At 46.8% G+C, this 19,064-nt stretch carries 21 protein-coding genes; 11 read left to right on the forward strand and 10 right to left on the reverse strand.

The genetic code is table 11. From position 1 onward, the window contains the following. Window positions 1-140: 140 nt before the first annotated feature. On the reverse strand, window positions 141-515 hold the full coding sequence (locus tag L1285_RS12990) for an isochorismatase (RefSeq protein WP_235412670.1): 375 nt from the start codon (window positions 513-515) through the stop codon (window positions 141-143). 108 nt (window positions 516-623) lie between these two features. Here L1285_RS12990 and L1285_RS12995 point away from each other — a divergent pair, with 108 nt between their 5' ends. Genes L1285_RS12995 through L1285_RS13005 form a run of 3 tightly spaced genes read left to right on the forward strand, consistent with a single transcriptional unit; the run spans window position 624 to window position 2,845 of the window. Beyond that, window positions 624-1,502 (forward strand): LysR family transcriptional regulator, encoded by an 879-nt coding sequence (locus L1285_RS12995; protein WP_235412671.1) that lies wholly within the window; start codon window positions 624-626, stop codon window positions 1,500-1,502. A 19-nt stretch (window positions 1,503-1,521) separates the two neighbouring features. Then, window positions 1,522-1,773 (forward strand): hypothetical protein, encoded by a 252-nt coding sequence (locus L1285_RS13000; RefSeq protein WP_235412672.1) that lies wholly within the window; start codon window positions 1,522-1,524, stop codon window positions 1,771-1,773. Between the two features lie 28 nt (window positions 1,774-1,801). Next, window positions 1,802-2,845: a LacI family DNA-binding transcriptional regulator gene (locus tag L1285_RS13005; RefSeq protein WP_235412673.1), complete on the forward strand. Its 1,044-nt coding sequence runs from the start codon at window positions 1,802-1,804 to the stop codon at window positions 2,843-2,845. A gap of 11 nt (window positions 2,846-2,856) precedes the next feature. Here L1285_RS13005 and gtfA read toward each other — a convergent pair whose 3' ends face one another. Next, entirely contained in the window at window positions 2,857-4,338 is a 1,482-nt protein-coding gene (gene gtfA / locus L1285_RS13010) for a sucrose phosphorylase (protein WP_235412674.1), read from the reverse strand. Between the two features lie 161 nt (window positions 4,339-4,499). Here gtfA and L1285_RS13015 point away from each other — a divergent pair, with 161 nt between their 5' ends. After that, complete coding sequence (locus L1285_RS13015; RefSeq protein ID WP_235412675.1) at window positions 4,500-5,699, forward strand: MFS transporter; 1,200 nt, start codon at window positions 4,500-4,502, stop codon at window positions 5,697-5,699. 169 nt (window positions 5,700-5,868) lie between these two features. Continuing rightward, complete coding sequence (locus L1285_RS13020) at window positions 5,869-8,271, forward strand: TonB-dependent siderophore receptor (RefSeq protein WP_235412676.1); 2,403 nt, start codon at window positions 5,869-5,871, stop codon at window positions 8,269-8,271. 117 nt (window positions 8,272-8,388) lie between these two features. Here L1285_RS13020 and L1285_RS13025 read toward each other — a convergent pair whose 3' ends face one another. Further along, entirely contained in the window at window positions 8,389-9,120 is a 732-nt protein-coding gene (locus tag L1285_RS13025) for a substrate-binding periplasmic protein (protein WP_235412677.1), read from the reverse strand. Window positions 9,121-9,467: 347 nt separating this feature from the next. Here L1285_RS13025 and L1285_RS13030 point away from each other — a divergent pair, with 347 nt between their 5' ends. The 6 genes from L1285_RS13030 (at window position 9,468) to L1285_RS13055 (ending at window position 15,038) form a co-directional block, all read left to right on the forward strand. After that, window positions 9,468-10,664, forward strand: coding sequence for a serine hydrolase domain-containing protein (locus tag L1285_RS13030; RefSeq protein ID WP_235412678.1), 1,197 nt, complete (start codon window positions 9,468-9,470; stop codon window positions 10,662-10,664). A 113-nt stretch (window positions 10,665-10,777) separates the two neighbouring features. After that, window positions 10,778-11,329 (forward strand): hypothetical protein, encoded by a 552-nt coding sequence (locus L1285_RS13035; RefSeq protein ID WP_235412679.1) that lies wholly within the window; start codon window positions 10,778-10,780, stop codon window positions 11,327-11,329. Window positions 11,330-11,339: 10 nt separating this feature from the next. Then, on the forward strand, window positions 11,340-12,224 hold the full coding sequence (locus L1285_RS13040; protein WP_235412680.1) for an NAD-dependent epimerase/dehydratase family protein: 885 nt from the start codon (window positions 11,340-11,342) through the stop codon (window positions 12,222-12,224). Window positions 12,225-12,318: 94 nt separating this feature from the next. Beyond that, window positions 12,319-13,302 (forward strand): hypothetical protein, encoded by a 984-nt coding sequence (locus L1285_RS13045; protein ID WP_235412681.1) that lies wholly within the window; start codon window positions 12,319-12,321, stop codon window positions 13,300-13,302. A gap of 280 nt (window positions 13,303-13,582) precedes the next feature. Further along, on the forward strand, window positions 13,583-14,197 hold the full coding sequence (locus L1285_RS13050; RefSeq protein ID WP_235412682.1) for a DsbA family protein: 615 nt from the start codon (window positions 13,583-13,585) through the stop codon (window positions 14,195-14,197). A gap of 28 nt (window positions 14,198-14,225) precedes the next feature. After that, window positions 14,226-15,038: a S1 family peptidase gene (locus tag L1285_RS13055; RefSeq protein ID WP_235412683.1), complete on the forward strand. Its 813-nt coding sequence runs from the start codon at window positions 14,226-14,228 to the stop codon at window positions 15,036-15,038. A gap of 122 nt (window positions 15,039-15,160) precedes the next feature. Here the strand turns inward: L1285_RS13055 and L1285_RS13060 are convergent, their stop codons facing one another. The 7 genes from L1285_RS13060 to L1285_RS13080 form a co-directional block, all read right to left on the reverse strand. Continuing rightward, window positions 15,161-15,838 (reverse strand): hypothetical protein, encoded by a 678-nt coding sequence (locus tag L1285_RS13060; protein ID WP_235412684.1) that lies wholly within the window; start codon window positions 15,836-15,838, stop codon window positions 15,161-15,163. Window positions 15,839-15,842: 4 nt separating this feature from the next. Next, window positions 15,843-16,613: a hypothetical protein gene (locus L1285_RS13065; protein ID WP_235412685.1), complete on the reverse strand. Its 771-nt coding sequence runs from the start codon at window positions 16,611-16,613 to the stop codon at window positions 15,843-15,845. 235 nt (window positions 16,614-16,848) lie between these two features. Continuing rightward, window positions 16,849-16,998, reverse strand: a complete 150-nt coding sequence (locus tag L1285_RS13070) for a hypothetical protein (protein ID WP_235412686.1) — start codon at window positions 16,996-16,998, stop codon at window positions 16,849-16,851. Between the two features lie 39 nt (window positions 16,999-17,037). Continuing rightward, complete coding sequence (locus tag L1285_RS23615; RefSeq protein WP_268836050.1) at window positions 17,038-17,166, reverse strand: hypothetical protein; 129 nt, start codon at window positions 17,164-17,166, stop codon at window positions 17,038-17,040. A gap of 15 nt (window positions 17,167-17,181) precedes the next feature. Further along, a complete protein-coding gene (locus tag L1285_RS13075) occupies window positions 17,182-17,328 on the reverse strand; it encodes a hypothetical protein (RefSeq protein ID WP_235412687.1) in 147 nt (48 codons plus the stop codon). A 13-nt stretch (window positions 17,329-17,341) separates the two neighbouring features. Continuing rightward, window positions 17,342-17,473 carry a hypothetical protein gene (locus L1285_RS23620; RefSeq protein ID WP_268836051.1) on the reverse strand — a complete coding sequence of 44 codons (132 nt, stop codon included), beginning with the start codon at window positions 17,471-17,473 and terminating at the stop codon, window positions 17,342-17,344. Window positions 17,474-18,579: 1,106 nt separating this feature from the next. Beyond that, window positions 18,580-19,064 (reverse strand): IS3 family transposase (locus L1285_RS13080; RefSeq protein ID WP_235412688.1); only part of this gene is annotated, 485 nt, incomplete at its 5' end.

A 19,064-nucleotide genomic window follows, 5' to 3' on the forward strand; every position in this document is an offset into this window, starting at 1 on the left:
TGACATTCATGCTAACTACTGAGTCTTGTTCAGAATGTCAGGCTTACCCGAGCTATTCAAAGCCAGGTTACACATTTATGTTAATCCTGGGGTAGATTGCTTCATTCATTTTCATTGCAAAGAGCATTGAGTGGGTGAGTTTATCGCTCACCCAGGATCTCAAAATCATCACTGTACAGGCGGGCTTTGCCGTCTTGCTCAACCACCCAATGCTCAGCATGGATTTTGCCAAACGCTTTGTTCATCGTCCAGTTGGCACTCAGCAGGTAGCCAACTTCAGGGTGTTTTTCCCAGACCACATCGGTATAAGCAACATCACAGAAACCCTGATCTATGATGCCTTGCCAGAATGCCTCAATGTTTTCCCTCCCGTCAAACTCGCCAATGGGCCGCGCATGCATAATACAGGCTGTAGCATATTGTGCTGCGCAGCCACGTGCATCCTGGTTATTAAATGCGTTCTGCCACGCGGCAATGCCCGCCTTACATAAGTCCAGCTCTTGTTGTTGTGTCATGTAATGACTCCACTTGTGGTGTTTTCAGTAAGGTCAGCTTAATGGTATTAATTGATGTGAAAAACAGAGATAATAAAAAACACTGTTTAATTAAATCTTACAATAAAAATGCACCAACTTGGTAAGATGTCGCTGTTTGCCCATGTCGTTGAAGCAGGTTCACTCTCTGCGGCAGCAGACAGGCTGGGTGTGTCAAAGTCTGTGGTCAGTCAGCATTTAAAAACGCTGGAGCAAGAACTCGGTGTGGTCCTGGTTAAACGAACAACCCGTCGACAGTCTCTGACTGAGCCTGGAAAGCGCTTTTACGAGGCGTGTAAAGCACTCAACCAGATTGCAACCGATGCCTGGGATGATGTGCAAGCACAGCAGGGGGAGCCAGAAGGCCAGGTTCATATTACCGCGCCGCATGCGCTGGTTGATACCTTGCTGGCACCAGCCATTTCAGAGTTAATGCAGTGCTACCCTAAGGTGGTTGTTAAACTGACCTGTGATGACAAGCATCTGGACTTGATGGCCCATAACATCGATATTGCTATTCGCATTGGTGCCTCGAAAGACAGCACGCTCAGGCAACAACGGCTGGGCACGTTTTGCGACGTATTATGCGGACACCCACGTTTTTTACACGAGGAGCTGACACAGGTCCCTTACATTGCAAATGCCTGGGAAGGGGCACGGGTAACGCACCAGTTTATGAGCCAAAGCGGTGAAAAAATACAACTAACTCCTCAGGTTAGTTGCATCACAAATGCTTTTCATAGTACCGTTTCTCTCATTCGGGCTGGAGCAGGAATAGGCTTAGTGCCGGATTTTTATTTGAATAATGATTTGTCGGATGTAATAAGGCTCATGCCACACGCCAGTTTACCCGAAAATTCAGTGTATTTACTTACTCCCTTTTCCAAACATACCCCAATGGCAGTCCAGGTATGCATAGATGCGCTGAGTACAGGTATACGGGAGAGATTGCCTAAGCATGGCAGGTAAAGTGGTACCAGGAGGCACGATGAAACTCACTAAGCTGCTCATAGTGCTCGGGGTCTTGTGTGCAGTAGTGGTTTTTGCACTCGACCGTGCGCAATTGAGCTGTTTTCACTGTATTAAGGTGTATCATTTTAATGTGCTGGTAATGCCTTTCGCACTTATGTCTTTAGTCATGCTTGTCGCAGGGCTGATGAGATTGCTCAGTGGCCAAAGGATCAAAGCGTCCACCGTGCAAATGAGTGCAGCCTGCGATGCGGACCATCCGGGTGCGTAACCCTATTAATCAGATTGTATAGCGAACCATGACAGAAAAAAAATGGACTCTTAAAAGCATTGCTGCCCACCTTGGCGTGTCGAATGCTACGGTATCCAATGCCTTTAACCGCCCCGATCAGCTCTCAAGCAAAAAGCGTGAGGAGATCCTGGCGGCCTGCAAGGCGTTGGGTTATTTTGGTCCAAATAAAGCGGCGCGCTCGTTAAGAAAGGGCACATTTAACATAGTTGCCCTGGTTTTACCCGATAGCGTTGAATATATGGTGTCTGATCCCGTGGCCAGTAGCTTTATGCGCGGCGTTGCAAAAGTGCTTGAACCGCAGGGGATCAATTTGTTGTTGTTTTCAGGCAATACCGACAGCGTTAATAATATAGTGGATTTTGTCGATGGCTTTATTTGTTATGGTCGTCCCCGTAACCCTAAATTAATTGAACAGCTGGCAACGGTAACCAAGCAAGTGGTGACCGTCGACTTTGAGTTACAAGATCAGGCCAGTGTTAATATCGACAACCAAGATGCAGCCCGGGAAGTGGCCAAAGCGGCATTAATGCAGTTCGATGCGCCGTCTGAGCAGGCCGATGCGGCAATCCTGGGGCTGAGGCTGCTCGATACTGAGCTTATCTGCCGGGTCTATGACCATCATTTGCCTCAGCTCAGCACCTCTATCGCACACCAACGCCTGGCGGGATATCGACAGGCGCTCGAGGCATGTCAGGTAACACTTCCTGAAGACCGGATCTGGAATATTCCGGAAAGCAGCGAGCGCTTTGCGCGGATCGCCGCCAAAGAAGTGCTAGCCATTCGGCCAAGGCCTAATGTGTTGTTTTGTATGAGTGATTTAATTGCGCTGGCTGCCGCCCGTGAAGCACTTGCTCAGGGGATCCAGATCCCACAGGAGCTCAAGATCGTGGGCTTTGATGGCATAGATGAAGCAGAGCTGTTTCAACCTGCCATTACCACCATACATCAAAACAGCGAAAACAAGGGCGAACAGGCGGCAAGTTTGTTTATTCGTAAAGAGAAGCAGCAAATACGCCTGCCTTTTGAACTGAGAGTAGGGCAGTCAATCTGACTGCCATTACCTTAGTTTTTCAGGTTGTGAAGTAAATCACTCAGGCTGAGGTATTTGATGCACCCCGGCTCCTGCAGTGTGATGTGCGCTTCGCGTGTCGTCAGATTAACTTGCAGTTGAGCACGGGCGTCCTGATTGCGCCACTGCAAAGAGAACGCTTCTTCAGACCCTGACAAAATAAACTCTCCATCGAATGCACTGCTGTGATTCCTGAGCTCAATCAGTTTACACAGGCACTTTACTACGGGTTTGAATAACGCGTCTTCAACTTGTTGTTCATTGAGGTAACTGCGATTGATATCCCGACCTACGTTAGTGTTTTCAAGCAGCGCGATATCATTGTGCAGTGCCAGCAGGCCACCGTAATAAACTTGCGGGACGCCAGGCGAAAAGAACTGGATTGCACGCGCTATCAGGTAATCGAGATCATTGCGACCCAGTGCATCATAGTAGGTGCAATTAACCTGGTATAAATCAACGTTGCTGGCAGCGGCACCGGTCGCCTGCTTGCTCTCACCTCGGCTATTGGCATGAATAGTTTCCACCAGAGTATCGATTTGCTGTGCATTAAGCAGACCGGGCTTATCACCGTCCGGACCCGCATCGACAATACCGATACCGTCATGGGTATCGAGTACCGTCAGGCAATTACGCGGCGATTGCTGTAACCAGCAAAGCAGGGGATCGGCATTATTGCTAAACAGAGCGTGTAAGATTAACGGTGGCAAAGCAAAGTCGTATACGCGGTCTACTTTCGATGCTACGTCAATTTGAGTCTGATAATGGCTATGGATCTCGGCAATGGTCTCCATACCGAGCGCATTGGCCTGCCGCGACAACTTATTAATAAAGTCGAATGATTCCGGGGTCATAAAGCAGCTTGTTCCGGCGCGTTTTATGGCATAGCCAGCCGCATCCAGGCGAATAATCTTGACATTGTTTTTGGCAAACAAGGTGAGAATTTTGTCCAGATACGCTTTGCCCTGGGGCGTTTCAACATTGATATCAACCTGGTTATCAGTAAACGTGGTCCAGAAGTTGACCGTTTCACCACTTTGCAGCTTTTTAGGCGTAAAACAGCTGGTTGGCCTGGGTCTGAATATCGCTTGTGCTTGTTCGTCACTGATCCCACCGGGAAAAATATCCTGCTCCTTTAAAAATAAAGGCCAGTAGGGCGACTGTTCGCCGTGTTTGAGCACATCCTGAAACTCTGGCGACTGAGCCGAAGCGTGATTGACGATTAAATCGGCCATTATCTCAAAGCGCTCCCCAAGTGTTTTCACACTTTCCCAGTTGCCCAGTCGTTTATCAACCTCACTGTGATCTATCGGATCGAATCCGGCATCGCTACCGTCAATCGGATAGTAAAACGGCAGGATATGGACACCGCCAAACAATCCCGCTAACGGACCGTCCAACAGCTGAGTGAGTTCCGTCAGGCCTGCACCGCTTAGGCGATCGGCGTAGGTTATCAGTTGCACTTGGTTTTTCATGGTTCAGTTCAATTCTCATTGTTGAAACTTAATCGATTAAGTTATATCTTTAATCAGCACGACAAGATATTCAAGCACTATTTACAGGAAAATTGGCACAAGGGTGCGATTGAGTTTTAAACTTAACCGGGCTTTGCCGCAATACCTAAGAGGTAATAACTATGACAAGCAGCAACTTAGGCGCATTGCGCTGGCTGACATATATGATGTTTTTTATGTTTGCCATGACATCGGACGCCGTGGGCGTGATCATTCCCGAGCTGATCCGGGATTATCAGTTAACCATGACGCAGGCGAGCGCGTTTCATTACGCGCCAATGATTTGGATTGCCGCCAGTGGTCTGTTGCTGGGCTTTTTGGCGGATAAAATAGGCCACAAGCCGACCATCATTCTTGGTTTTGTGCTCTTTGCCGGTGCCTGCTTTGGCTTTGTAATGGGTGAAACCTTTATCACTTTTGTGTGCTTACTGAGTGTGATTGGCCTGGCGATCGGCCTGTTTAAAACCGCTGCACTGGCTTTGTTAGGCGATTTGACGCCAACCAGTCAGGCGCACACCCGGACCATGAACATGGTCGAAGGCTTCTTTGCTGTGGGTGCCATCGTGGGTCCCGCGGCGGTGAGCTATATGTTAGCGTCGGGTGTCAGCTGGGTTTACCTCTATATTCTGGCAGGGGGCTTATGCAGCGTTTTGTGTTTAATCACGTTTGCTGTGAAGTTTCCCGAGCGGCCCGCTAAGCAGGTTAGCCAGGGCAGTGGATTCAGGCAGACCCTGCTGATGCTCAAGGACAAACATGCACTGGGTTTTTCGGCCGCCATTGCGCTGTATGTCGCAACAGAAGTGGCCATTTATGTCTGGATGCCGACTTTACTCAAAACCTACGAGGGAAGCTGGGGCCTGCTGGCAACCTATGCACTGACGATCTTTTTTATTTTGCGGGCGGTGGGGCGCTTTATGGCTGTCTGGCTGCTTAACTTGTTCAGTTGGCAGAGTGTGATGCTTGCGCTGAGCTTGGCCATTTTTCTTTGTTACCTGCTGACCTTTGTGTTTGGTGTTGATGCTGCCGTCATTGCGTTGCCACTCAGTGGGCTCTTTATGTCGATGATATACCCTACACTTAATTCGAAGGGGATCTCATGCTTCGATAAGCATCAGCATGGCTCGGTCGCTGGCGTGATCTTGTTCTTTACCGCACTGTCTGCAGCCCTGGCGCCTTTGCTGATGGGGATGGTCAGTGATTATTTTGGTCATATTCGCTACGGGTTTGCACTGGCAATGGGGTTTGCGGCTTTGCTGATGCTAGCGATGGCGTACAACTACTGGAAAAACCCAGCCCAGCTGAGGCTGGCAAACGCACACTAGCTCAAATACTTTTAAAACTAAATCATAGAGTTATCTAACTAGAAACCCGTCGTGTGTAATTTTTTGATTGCAAAGCGACAAATATTTGCTAATTTACTTAATCGATTAAGTATCTAAATCCACCTAGTGTGGTGCCAGCAATATATAATTGACAACAACGAGGCACATTATGACAACATACACTCCCGGTTGGTTTGCACTCAGTGCACTGACTCTGGCGCTTAGCCCCACAGTGTGGGCACAACAGAGCCAGGACCAAGCAAATGCACAGGCACAGGCTCAGAATGAGCTGGAAAAAATCATTGTGACAGGCGTGCCACAAAGGCGCACCGTGATGGCATCCAGCGTGTCTGTCAGTAGCATTTCTGCTCAGCAGATAAGCGTCGCAACACCCAGAACCACAGCCGAAGCTTTCCGCTTGTTACCTGGGGTGAGATCAGAGTCAACCGGGGGAGAGGGCAATGCAAACATTGCCGTACGCGGACTGCCGGTTGCGGCCGGTGGGGCGAAGTTCCTGCAACTGCAAGAAGATGGCTTGCCCGTACTACAGTTTGGCGATATTGCATTCGGCAATGCTGATATTTTTATGCGCCTGGATAACACAGTGCAATCAATCGAGTCCATCCGTGGCGGCTCGGCTTCGACTGCCGCCAGTAACGCGCCGGGTGGGATCATCAACTTTATTTCTAAAACGGGTGAAAGCGAATCGGGCAGCATTGCAACGACTCTGGGTCTTGATTATGACGAATTCAGAACCGACTTTGAATTTGGCACCTATCTGTCCGACACCGTACGATTGCATATAGGCGGATTTGTGCGCCAAGGCGAAGGGCCTCGTGATACCGGTTATACCGGCAACAAGGGCGGGCAGGTTAAAGCCAATCTGACCAAAGAATTTGAGTCGGGCTATGTCAGAGTCTACCTCAAGCATCTGGATGACCGCTCAACCGGCTACTTACCTATGCCCATGTATGCCAATGGCGACTCACTGCCGGGATTTGATGCCTTGTCAGATACGCCGCATTCGGTTTTGTTTACCCAAACACAGGGGCTGGGTGCCAACAACGAAGTGCGCCGAGGGGATATGCGTGATGGCATGCATCCTCAGGTAGACAGCGTTGGCGTTGAGGCCAGCTTTGAGCTGAGCAACGACTGGAAAATTGAAAACCGGTTTAGAGTAGCCAAGGTAAAAGGCACGTTTAATGCGCCTTTTCCGGCTGAAGTGGGCAGTGCCCAGTCTATCGCCGAGAGCATCGCCGGTGAGGGCGCGACATTAAAATATGCCAATGGTGCCAGTGCTGGCAGTCAATTCAGCGACGATAATCTGATGCGGATCCATACTTTTGATGTTGAGATGCAGGACTTTGGCTCGCTGGTTAACGACATTAAGCTGACCAAACAGCTGGGCGATACCGCTTTAACCTTTGGCTATTTTGCATCCGAGCAGGCCATTGAAATGTCGTGGTTGTGGAACTCTTATTTGCTGGAGTTAAAAGGGCAGAATGCAGCGCTTTTGGATGTCTTTGCAGCCGATGGCACCGCATTTTCTGACAATGGCTTGTACGCATACGGGACACCTGCCTGGGGCAATTGCTGTCAGCGTAATTACAATACAGACTATTCAACCCGTGCGCCTTATCTGGCGGTTTCCTCGCAGGTGGGCGATTTAACCGTTGATGCCAGTGTGCGTTATGACTCAGGTGAAGCCTCGGGCACCTATGCGGGGGCTGTGGTATCGCAGCGGGATGTGAATGCTGATGGCGAGATTTCAAAACCTGAAGAGCAGGTTGCGGGCATAGATTTGGCTAATCCGTCACTCGTTGATTACGACTGGCATTACACCAGCTACTCCCTCGGTGCTAATTATCAGTTGAGTCCAACGCGGGCGGTGTTTGGGCGTTTCAGTGAAGGGGCCAGAGCAAATGCCGATCGTCTGTTGTTTGGCAAAGTGAATGCAGACGGCAGTGTGGCAAAGGAAGACGCCATTGACGAAGTAACTCAGCTTGAATTTGGTTTGAAGCAACGGCTTGAAAACGGTAGTGTGTTTGCCACCGCTTTTTATGCGCAAACTGAAGAGCAAAACTTTGAAGCCACCAGCCAGCGCTTTTTTGACCGTGAATATGAAGCGCATGGCATTGAACTTGAAGGGGTGTACTTTGTTGGCTCCTTTGATTTCAGAGGCAGCCTGACCTGGACGGACGCCGAGATCGCCAAAGATGCTCTGTCACCTGAGGTGGTGGGCAACACGCCAAGGCGCCAGGCAGACTTTATTTACTCTTTGATGGCGCGTTACAACATGGCACAAGGCGCGGTGGGCTTAAGCCTGCTTGGCTCAACCGATGCCTACGCACAGGATAATAATGCGCTGAAATTTGATGGCTACACCCAGGTGAATGCGTTTGCCAGCTATGATATGACCGATGACTTGTCTTTATCGCTCAACGTCAACAATCTGTTTAATGCGGTAGGGATCACAGAGGCAGAAGAAGGCATTGTTCCTGACTCGGGTATTATTCGGGCGCGTACCATCAACGGTCGTACCACGTCTATTACAGTCAAGTATCAATTTTAATTGTATGTCTGATTAGACGGTCAGCCCCTGGGGCTTGGCGTTTTTATTGCAAAGGCAGCGTCGTTACGCTGCTTTTTATTTGCTAATACACCTAGTATTACATGCCCTTGGGATCTTTTACTTATAGTGTATTTCCTGAAGCCCGTATTTGTTGGCAATTTCAGCAAGGCGACCGTCCAATTGCAGCCTGAGCACGCCTAAGTCTAATGCCAGTGTCAGCTTTTCGCTGTTTTTTAGGCGCGGGGAAAAGGCTATGTAGGCAGGCTCTGGCGGACTGACAGAGCCGGCCGACTTTATTTTTTCACTGATCCCAAGTTGCTTTGCCTGATACCAGACAACGGGTCCGGCATCCACGTATGCATCTATGCGTTTGCTGATTAACAAATTAAGGCTGCGAGAGACCACGTTGTCACCCGACAACAGCGTGACGTAGTTATTGGGCGAGCTGCGGTGGGACTTAAGATAGGCATTCAGGAGGTTGCCATAATCGTAGCCTTGTACTGCCCCGAGGCGAATTTTATTCAGTGAATGTTGATTCTTATAGGTCCAGGTGCTGTCCGACAGGGTAAACAAGGTATTTGGGCTCAATTTTAGTATCGGGACTTTTGGGAAGTAAAAGTCTGGTGCATCATCTTTAAAGGCACCCACAATGGCGTGTACTTTTCCTTCCCGGGTCTGGTGTATGGCCCTGAGCCAGGGCATTTCTATGTAGCGAACCTCATAGCCAGAAATAGCCAGTGCCTCGGTGGCGACATCAATCATAAAGCCCTTGTGTTTATCTGTTTCGCCACAATTCGCCGGGCACCAGTTATCGCCAGCGATAAGCACCAGTTTGTCGTTGATTGACAAAACAGCTGTAGAACACAGTAACAGAATAATAAATAAAACGCGTAGCATATTGGGGAAAATTGGTGGCGATACTCGGAGTCTAGTCAATAATCAGCCGGGCGGCAATGTATTGAAAAACGCCTAGGTTGCCAGTTTCTGTTTTGATATTGCTACAGCCACTGATGAAGTAACTGCAAAGTCAGCAGAGCATTGTACTATTATCGCAAAGCACCATTTGTTTTTATAAACTCCTGAATTTAATAAATATATTTCCTTACTACCTTAAAGTCATTAATAAATCATCCGCAAGTCAGGTAGTGAGGAGCTGCTTTCGCTAGGTTACCACTTGTACAAACAGGAGAGGTAACATGATCAAACAAAAGATAGTGACGAGCTTAGTGGTAACCCTACTTATGGGCAGTTTTAGCCAGTTAACACTGGCAAAGTGTACTCAGCCCATAGAGGCTACGCAGGCCGAATTAGAGGGAGGGTACCGGGATGTTACAGAGCTTAAAAGCGCATTTATTGATGCAGCGCCAAAGCGAAAAAACGACGGCTTGGCTGTCGGAGTGGCCGGTATTGATGGTGGTAATCGGGCGCTGTTAATAAAATTGGCACAAGAAATAGAAAACAACCTGCATGGGCAGTTTGACAGCTTACTTATCGCCCACAAAGGCAAGCTGGTGTTTGAGTCCTATTATTCCCGTGGCCGCATCAACCTGCCACATTATCAGGCATCCGCAACCAAAGTGTATACCAGCATGGCACTTGGCAGGGCCATTCAGCTGGGTTATCTGAGCATGGCAGATCTGGACAAACCTTTGGTGAGTTTTTTAAAGGGTCTGGATACCAGCAAGCTGACAACAGGCAGTGATAAAATCACACTCAATCTGGCCCTGACCATGCGCTCAGGTATTCGACTGAGTGACGAGCAAAAGAAAGGATTGCAACAAATATCTGAACAGCTAAAAGGTCAGCAACATGCTCAGGCGTTGCTGGAGCGCAGTGCTCCCATCAGTGCACAAACGCAGACATTTAAATATCAGGATGACCCGATGCTGATCATGCATGTGATTGATGCCGTGGTGCCCGGAACCGCGCAAGCGTTTATCAAGCAAGAGCTACTTGATAAGCTGGGGATCAAGCAATATCGTTGGCAAACCGCTGATAACGGCCTTCCTGAAGCTGGCTGGCGGGTCAACATGACATCCCGTGATATGCTCAAGTGGGGCACATTAGCCAGCAACAAAGGTATGTGGCAGGGTGAACGGTTGATCCCGCAAGGTTACATCGCAAAAGCAATCAGCCCACAACTTTACACTGGGGATGAAGACATATTTGGGGGCGGTAAAGACGTATCTAAACAGGGCTATGGTTATTACTGGTGGAACGCTGAGCTTCAATCAGGAGAGAAACGTTTCTATAGTGTGTCTGCCCAAGGGGGAGGTGGTCAGTATATTATTTTGGTCGAAGAACTCGGCTTAGTGGTTGTGGTGACTGCCAATCGAAGGGAAAACAGCACTCTGCAATTAATGGCAGAACGGGTGTTGCCTGCCTTTCTGTAGCAGTAAATGGAGAATACCTGTCAAAGGGCTATTCTCCTTTGTGAAACAATTGATTGGTATTGAGCGAGTATTGGCATAGGATCGTCATACATTCATCCCACAAAGAAATTGACATGCGTAAAACTGTTGTTGTTGCCATTAGCGGCGCTTCAGGAAGTGGAAAAACGTCGCTGGTAAATGTGCTTGCTGCGCGTTTCGGATGTCCCAGCGTAATGTTTGATGACTATGTCGATGCTCGGAGCTATCCGCAGAATTTGCGACAATGGCACGCAGACGGGGCGGATGTATCAAAAATTAAAACGCCAGCCATGAATGAAGCGCTTGAAAAATGTATCGCAGCTAGGCCCGTATATCTGTTTGTTGAAGAGCCATTTGGCAAAGCGCGTGCCAGCATCGCGTCATTGATAGATTATGTGGTGCTGCTTGATCTGCCATTGGCGCAGTGTTTATCGCGTGTGATCAACAGGCATTTTGTGCTCAGGCAGTCGGATGCACCCAATGCACTTCAAGACTATCTGATAAAATATCAGGATCATTTAAAAGAAATTTATGCAGACACGGTCAGTATGGCCCGGTGCAAGTGCGATTTGAGCATTACACAGGACCTGCCGATTGAGGTCTGCGCTGACAAAGTAGTTGACTGGCTGCAGTCGCTACAGCAATAAGGTAAAGATAGTGAAGGTATTGGTCACGGGCTCTGCGGGCAGAGTTGGACGCGCCATCTACATTAAACTCATGCATGAGCACCAGGTGGTTGGTTTAGATAAAACACCTTGTTCCACTGCAGATTTTGTTGGTGATATTGGAGATAGCGAGCTTTTAAGCCGCGCGCTTGAAGGGGTAGAGGCGATAGTCCATACGGCAGCGTTACATGCACCACATGTCGGGCTTGTTGATGACGATGCGTTTCAAAGCATCAATGTCGATGCAACGGAGCAACTGGCATTGGCTGGTGTAAAAGCAGGTATAAAGCACTTTGTGTTTACCAGCACGACTGCCTTGTACGGTCATGCCTCTACACCTTCAGGGCGAGCTGGCTGGATCACAGAGCATACTCAGCCACAGCCTAAATCGGTTTATCACCGCAGTAAAATATTGGCAGAACAAGTATTACAAACTATCTCGACAGAACACAGTTTGCCGGTAACGGTATTACAGATGTCCCGATGTTTTCCTGAGCCTGCTGATCTGATGGCTGTTTACAGGCTGACACGTGGTATCGGCGCCCGGGATGTTGCCAATGCACACCTGTGTGCTATCAAAAAGCGCCTGCCAGGCTTTACGCGCTTTGTTATTTCTGGTGCAACGCCTTTTTGTCGTGACGATCAAACGCGCCTGTTTTTGCATGCTAGCAAGGTGATTGCTGAAAAATGTCCACAACTTGTGTTGGCATTCGAACAACGTGGCTGGGCCCTGCCAGATTCTCTGGATAGGGTCTATGACTCTTCAGCCGCACAGCAACAGCTGAACTGGCAGCCAGACTATGGGTATGAGCACGTTTTGCAGATGCTCGATACGCAAAGCGCAGAAGTATTACCCGTATTAAAACGCCAGGGATAACCGTTGGCGTTGTCTGTATCTTTGTTGATAATTTTTGCTTGATTTTTGTTCAGTTCAGCCGATAACAAACCACATGGATGGGAGCGGAGGAGCTATGAAAATTGAAAATGCACAAGTTAATATGAGTAATAAACATGAAGGTCAAACCCATGTTTATGAAAAGCGGACTGAAATTATACCGGCGTCGACGTCGCAAAGCGATAACCCAGCACTGTCTGACAATGGGGGTCAGACGTTGCAAGGGGAAGTTGCTGAGGTAGATAGCAGCGCCACTGAGCTGGATATGCAAACCAGTGCCAGAATGTATATCCTGAAATTACTGGTAGAGAAACTCTCCGGCAGTGAAGTGCAGTGGTACGACGCTATGGTCGGTAAAGATATTTCACACGCAGAAATGTCTGAGCTAGTGTCTGAGGCAGAAGAAACACCGCCCACCGAGGTGTTGGTTGAACGGCTAATGCACGAGAGCCAGTCCAATGTCTTTAAAGCCGACGGACAGATCCGTCTGGAAAACGGTCAGCAGATCAGCTTTGCCTTTAAGTCTGTTTTTGAACAATCCCACACCAGCTATGAGCGCATCATAGAAAACGTCAACATGAAAGATCCCCTGATCATTAGCTTTACCAACCGGGCTGTTGAGTTGGACACTGAGCGTATGGATTTTGATATTGATGCCGACGGCCAGACCGATAATTTTGCTCAGCTCAAAAAAGGCTATGGTTATTTGGCATTGGATCTCAATCAAAACAATCGGATAGATGACGGCAAAGAGTTGTTTGGCGCGCTCAGTGGTAATGGTTTCGCCGACCTGACTCAGTATGATGATGACGGTAACGGCTTTATAGATGAAAATGACGCCATCTTTGACAGCCTTAAAGTTTGGGTTAAAAACAAAGATCAGGATCAGCTCGTGTCACTCAGTGATGCCAACATAGGTGCCATTGCTTTGCAAAATGCAGACACACCTATGAACATCAGAGCGGACGGGCAGTTGCAGGGCGCAATTCGAAAATCGGGTTTTTATCTTGATGAGAACGGAAAACCGGGCCTTGTCCAGCAGGTTGATTATGTGGTTTAAAGATCCAACCTGATGTCAGTAAGACAGACGTTCATTCTTTCGCTAAGATGCATGTGGCTTTGCAATGTGCTGTGCAGGCTTCAGCACTTTGCAATCATTACGTATGCTGTTGTGAGGGGGTATTTCCTGCTTGTCATTGCTAACAAAGAGAATGGGCTGCTTTTTAGTGTGTTAGTCGAGCCAATCAATGGGTTTACAATTTATCTGCTGCCAACTGTGCTGGAAAACTGCTCAAAAGAGGTATAGTGACTATGGTTAAGTGACCTCAAGTGAGAAAGTAATGCAGTTTATATATGTAATGGATCCTATGTGTGGCTGGTGCTATGGTTTTCAGCCAGAGTTAGAGTTGTTTTTGTCCAACCGCCCCGGGGCCGAGATTAGTTGGGTTATGGGAGGTCTGGCACCTGACACAACCGAGCCGATGGATCCGGCGCTCAGAGACACCATTGCTTCTTACTGGCGGCAAATAGAGCGCAAAACCCAGGTGGTGTTTAATCATGACTTTTGGCAGCTCAATACCCCAGTGCGTGCGACTTATCAGGCTTGTCGCGCCGTGATTGCAGCACAAAGCATACGGGAAAGCAGTGCTGTGGACATGGTAAAAGCCATTCAACGAGCTTACTATCAGCTTGCCCAAAACCCTTCTTTGGATGACACACTGATAGCGTGCGCAGAATCTATCGGGCTGGATAAACCCAGGTTTCAGAAAGTACTGGGCAGTGCTCAGACCCAAGCCCAACTCAACCAGCATTTGGATTTAACTCGTCGTTTAAGAGTTTCCGGCTTTCCGGCGTTGTTTTATGTCAACGGACAGGGTGAAGCATACCCACTGACATTAGGGTATTGCAGCGCGACAGAACTTGAGCAGCGCTTTGGCCAACTGCCAACTGAATGAGTTGTAATCTATCCTCTTTACAATCGGTTTGTTTAGCTCGTTAGCCAACGCCATCGTTATTCGACACGATGTCCCGCAGCAGCACTATGATGCCTCGCTATCCGACTTTCCGCCATTGGCAACCCTGTATAACATTGGTGTCCATGGCACTTTGATAGCGCCCGACTGGGTACTGACAGCAGCCCACACCGTGTTTTGTATGAACCCCGGACAATCGATAAAAGTAGGGAATGAACTCGTTAAAGTATCACAGCGTTTTAGTTACCCCGAATATCGATTGGGCAAACAACACGACATTGCGTTGCTCAGGCTTTCTAAGCCAGTGACGAGTGTGAAGCCCGCTGAAGTTTACAATATGCAGGACGAACAAGGTCAGGTAGTTTGGTTTATTGGGGCGGGTGGTTTCGGTACTGGTGATCAGGGAGAAACCGTCAACTATAAGGACAACAAAGGGAAGTTAAGAAAAGCGCAAAATAGAATCGTCAAGGTAACAGACTCCGATATTGTCTTTAAATTTGAAAAAGGGAGCAATGGAGAAGCGTTGGAGGGCGTGTCTGGTAATGGTGATTGCGGGGGGCCTACCTATATCAAACAAGATGGGCGCTTAGTATTACTCGGTGTGAGTTCACGGACCGACTCCTGGTTTTACGATGTCGGTGAATATGGCGTTACTGAGCTATATACCCGAGTTTCGTCTTATCAGAGCTGGATTGAGCGAGTTATCGGCGCGCAAAGCGATGCTGCCAGGCGTCAATTAGCCAGTCTGGATCCCTTTTTGCACGAAAACATGGAAGAAAAAAAGATGGAAGCATTGTGCAGCTCACTGTCTTTTGAAAAGTGAGTTAGCCAAAAAGTAAGGCATTTTTCCATTACTGAGGCTTTGCACTGCGAACACAGTGTCAGGTGACCTTCGCTGAACATCATAGCATTAAGCAGGGTTCAGAGAAGGTCTGATTAGCTGTACTAGCTCAGTGCTTGCTGGAGTTGCTGCATATAACGGTCGCCGTCAACCACATTGCCAAACGAGATAACACGCTTCGATTGTGTATCGACAAAGACTGGCTGTTCTTTTTTACCGCTGTCCATAATGATGTTCAATGACATCGACAGCTCTTTAGGCGGACTTTGTGAATGTAAATCCTGAGATTTATCCATATAGAGCACACATCCTTTCTCTAATACAAAGTCGCCATTGAAATGAATATCAATTTCCTCGCCTTCTTCATAGTCACTGCCTTTATGCTGATACTCGTACATGTGCGTTGTGTAGCCACTGCCGCTCAGCCCCAGCGTTAATAGCTCGAAATTATGGTCATGACATAAACCGTATGCGAACAGGTTTGCATCATCTTTAGTGTAATCACTATCTGCTCTTGGCTCCCATACAACGGCACGGAGCATCAAGGTATCGTCTCTATATAGTACAAATGAGTTCTTACCGTATGAATTGGCCTCGGGGTGCTGTAGTGACTGCATGATGCTATCCAGCACATCGGGAATATTCGCTCTCAGCCCCATCAGCTGGTCTACCAGGCCTGGTGTGTCACACAGTCTTTGTCCTTTTTTTACATTATTTTTAATGAACGCCATCAATCCTGCAATGGAATTGGGAGCAACGGTTTTTGGTGAGTAAAATTCCATAGGATTAACACGCCTCTTCAAATTCTGTTAACTGATCCAGTGTTGCTTTCGCTTGTGCTCTGATGATTTGGCAAGGGTCCTCTAAGAACTCAATTAAAATACTTTTTGCCAGCTGGTGATCCACCTTGAACAGTTCCACCAGAGCTTGCCAGCGAATGGCATTTATTTTGTGTTTTGTGAGCGTACTCAGGTACGGGGCGCCCGTTGCACCAAATTGAGGTAAGAATCCGATAAGGACCTTGTGTCTTTCCAGATTTTGAGTACCAGAGTAACTGGCGATTTTATTACCGGTTGCAATTTCATATTGCGGGCATACGTCTCGCAAGACTGATTTATTGTGCAGGGCAACGACGACTTTTTCTTGCTGTCCGTGAAATACGTAAGCGTGACCTTTTGCCAGTATTTTCAGGTTTTTAGTCTTAGTAAGGCTATTTTCACCGGATAGTGTAAGTACACCATTGAGCTCCGGATAAACACCCACTACGTAATGATGATCTGAAATAACACAGTATAAAGACTCCGATGCAAACGTGTTTGCAACACCACCTTGAGTTGCAAAAGCATCCAAAGTAATCAGCATAAGCCAAGTATCATCTTCATATAGTGTAATACCTTTGCGGCCGATTTTACCCAAAGAAGTGCTATCTTTGCACGCAACCATGTGCTCAATTTGTGCTCTGAATTGCTGTTTTTCCACATAGTCAAAGAATGCGTTTTCGAGACCTTCAACTGAGCTGCTTGTTGATAACATACTAATAAAGTTATCAGTCATCATATGCCGTCCTTTTATATTGCCATATACGAAATTGTTACGTGAGAAGAGGTGAAGTAGCGATACCACTGCTACTTCGACCTATCTATAACGCTATCTACTTAGTTGATACCGATAAACTCAGGTGGAAGTGAAGTGCCATAGCCGCCTGCGATTTCTTTCAGATTAAGTGCTTCAATCGTTTTTGGTGTAAATGTTTTAGGGTTGTTCATTTTTTATTCCTTATTTAGGTTTAGTTTTAGTGAATTTGTTCGCCGATACCGAAGTCAATCGGTTGGAGTTGACCGAGGAAATATGGGTTGTCTGTGCCACCGATACCGCCACCGTTAACGCCTTTTAGTTGTAGAACTTCGATTGTTTTAGGTGTAAATTGCTTTGCTTTTTTCATTGTTTTTTTCCTAAATTAAAATTGAAACTTATCATCGGGCTAGTCAATTTTTAGACCGATAAAATATGGGTTGTCCGGACCACCAAAACCATCGATGCCGCCACCGGTAACGTCTTTTAGTTGTAGTTCTTCAATTGTTTTAGGTGTAAATTGCTTTGCTTTTTTCATTATTATTTTCCTAAATTAAAACTTAATATTTTCAATTGGCTCATGGTAACCGATGAAAACAGGGCGGCCATCCGCGAACCTGTCACCGATACCGCCACCGGTAACGTCTTTTAGTTGTAGTTCTTCAATTGTTTTAGGTGTAAATTGCTTTGCTTTTTTCATTGCTTTTCCTTAATTAAAATTTAATAACATCAATTGGGTCTTGGTAGCCAATAAATACTGGGCGGTCTATGCCAGCACCGGTTACCGCTTCTTTAAGTTGTAATTTATCAATTGTCACAGGGCTAAAGTGGTTAGATTTGCTCATAGTGTTCCGTTCCTTTTAAGCTATGCCAATAAAGATTGGTGGCTCAAAAATGCCGCCACCGTTAACGGCTTTAACTTCGAGTTCTTCTATAACTTGTGGTGAAAAAGTTTTCATTTTGATATTCCTTTTTTATTTTAAAGTAATGAGGGGTAATGCCCTGGCCATGCCTTTTATTTATAGTCTTCCGGAAAAGTTGGTACTATTTCAGGAGGAAGCTCACCGCCTGAAACGGTGCGTATGTAGTCATTAGTCATCGTTTTCATGATTTATATACCTTTTAGTTTTCAATTAATGAGCCAGGTGGACGTTGTCTTTAACAACGATTTCCCTAGCCGACGCCACATAGAATGGATGATAATTATGGCAAATGCAAAACCTGTAAAGGATGCGTAATAACCATTTAAAACAATGGCTTATGTCAATTTGTTATAGGCGGGTAACAACTAGGTTGTTTGGTTATATTGCTTGCATAAATAATGATTAAAAAATGTATAGTGAAAGGTTGGTGTCGATAAGCTTTCAATTTTAGGCCACAATTTGTGCAGAAGGAGCGGATTTGGCTTTTAAATTTGTAACTTATATTCCAGGGGAGTGTCAGTGCTTATTTTTGCCTGTAAAATGAGTTTCTTTGTGGGTAATGAAATCTCTCTTAAATTAGTGAAGGTTAAAATGTAAGTTTTTTAATGCGTAGGCTTTAGCGCTGAGAAATCAAAGGGAGCTGGCCTTATGGTGTTAAACGGCGGAAGTTTGAGAGAGTGATAATTTAATAAATCATAAAGATGTATTTTTTTCTTCGCTAGAAAGGCTCAAGTTTTTCTAGCGAAAATTACGATGCCCCAGGTAGGGGAGTTATATTTATGGATTTACTTGGTGTGAGAAGCCATGTTTTTTATAACGAGCCTGAAAAGCCCTGATTTTTTTAAAATAGCTGGCGACGCTAAATGATTTGCTTATACGGAGTAATTACCAAAGCAAGATAGTGAGTTATAGTAAAAAATGATAAAAACTCTGTTTGCGACTTTACTGCTCTATAGGGTAAGCAATATTAGGTTGAGAGTACCCACTGAAAAACAGCTTGTAAGAGAGGTGTACTAAATCTGTTGTGGTCAACTAATCCCGGACAGTAAATAAAGTTTTTCTTCCGCAACTGCTGGCGCAAGCATTTCGTTGTTACTATGCGGCCTTTGCCAGTTGTAGTAGTTCATTAAATAGTAACTAATATCTCTTTCAGCTTCTTTGAAGGAATCATAGCCTGTTGACGGAACCCACTCTGTTTTTAAGCTCCTAAATAGCCTTTCCATTGGTGCGTTGTCCCAACAATTCCCCCTGCGACTCATGCTTTGAGTCATACGATAGCGCCATAATTTTTGCTTGAACTTTGTAGCGACATACTGACAACCCTGATCAGAATGGAACAACACGCCCGATGGCCGACCTCGTTGTTCATAGGCTCTGTCTAACGCTTTGACGGCTAAGTTGGCATCTGGTTGATGAGACATAGCCCAACCCACTACACGGCGTGTACATAAATCCAATACTACAGCCAGATAGGCCCACTTCCTGCCGGTCCAGATATAAGTAATGTCACCGC

This window comes from Pseudoalteromonas sp. DL2-H2.2, assembly GCF_021532535.1.
Classification (GTDB): Bacteria; Pseudomonadota; Gammaproteobacteria; order Enterobacterales; family Alteromonadaceae; genus Pseudoalteromonas; species Pseudoalteromonas rubra_A.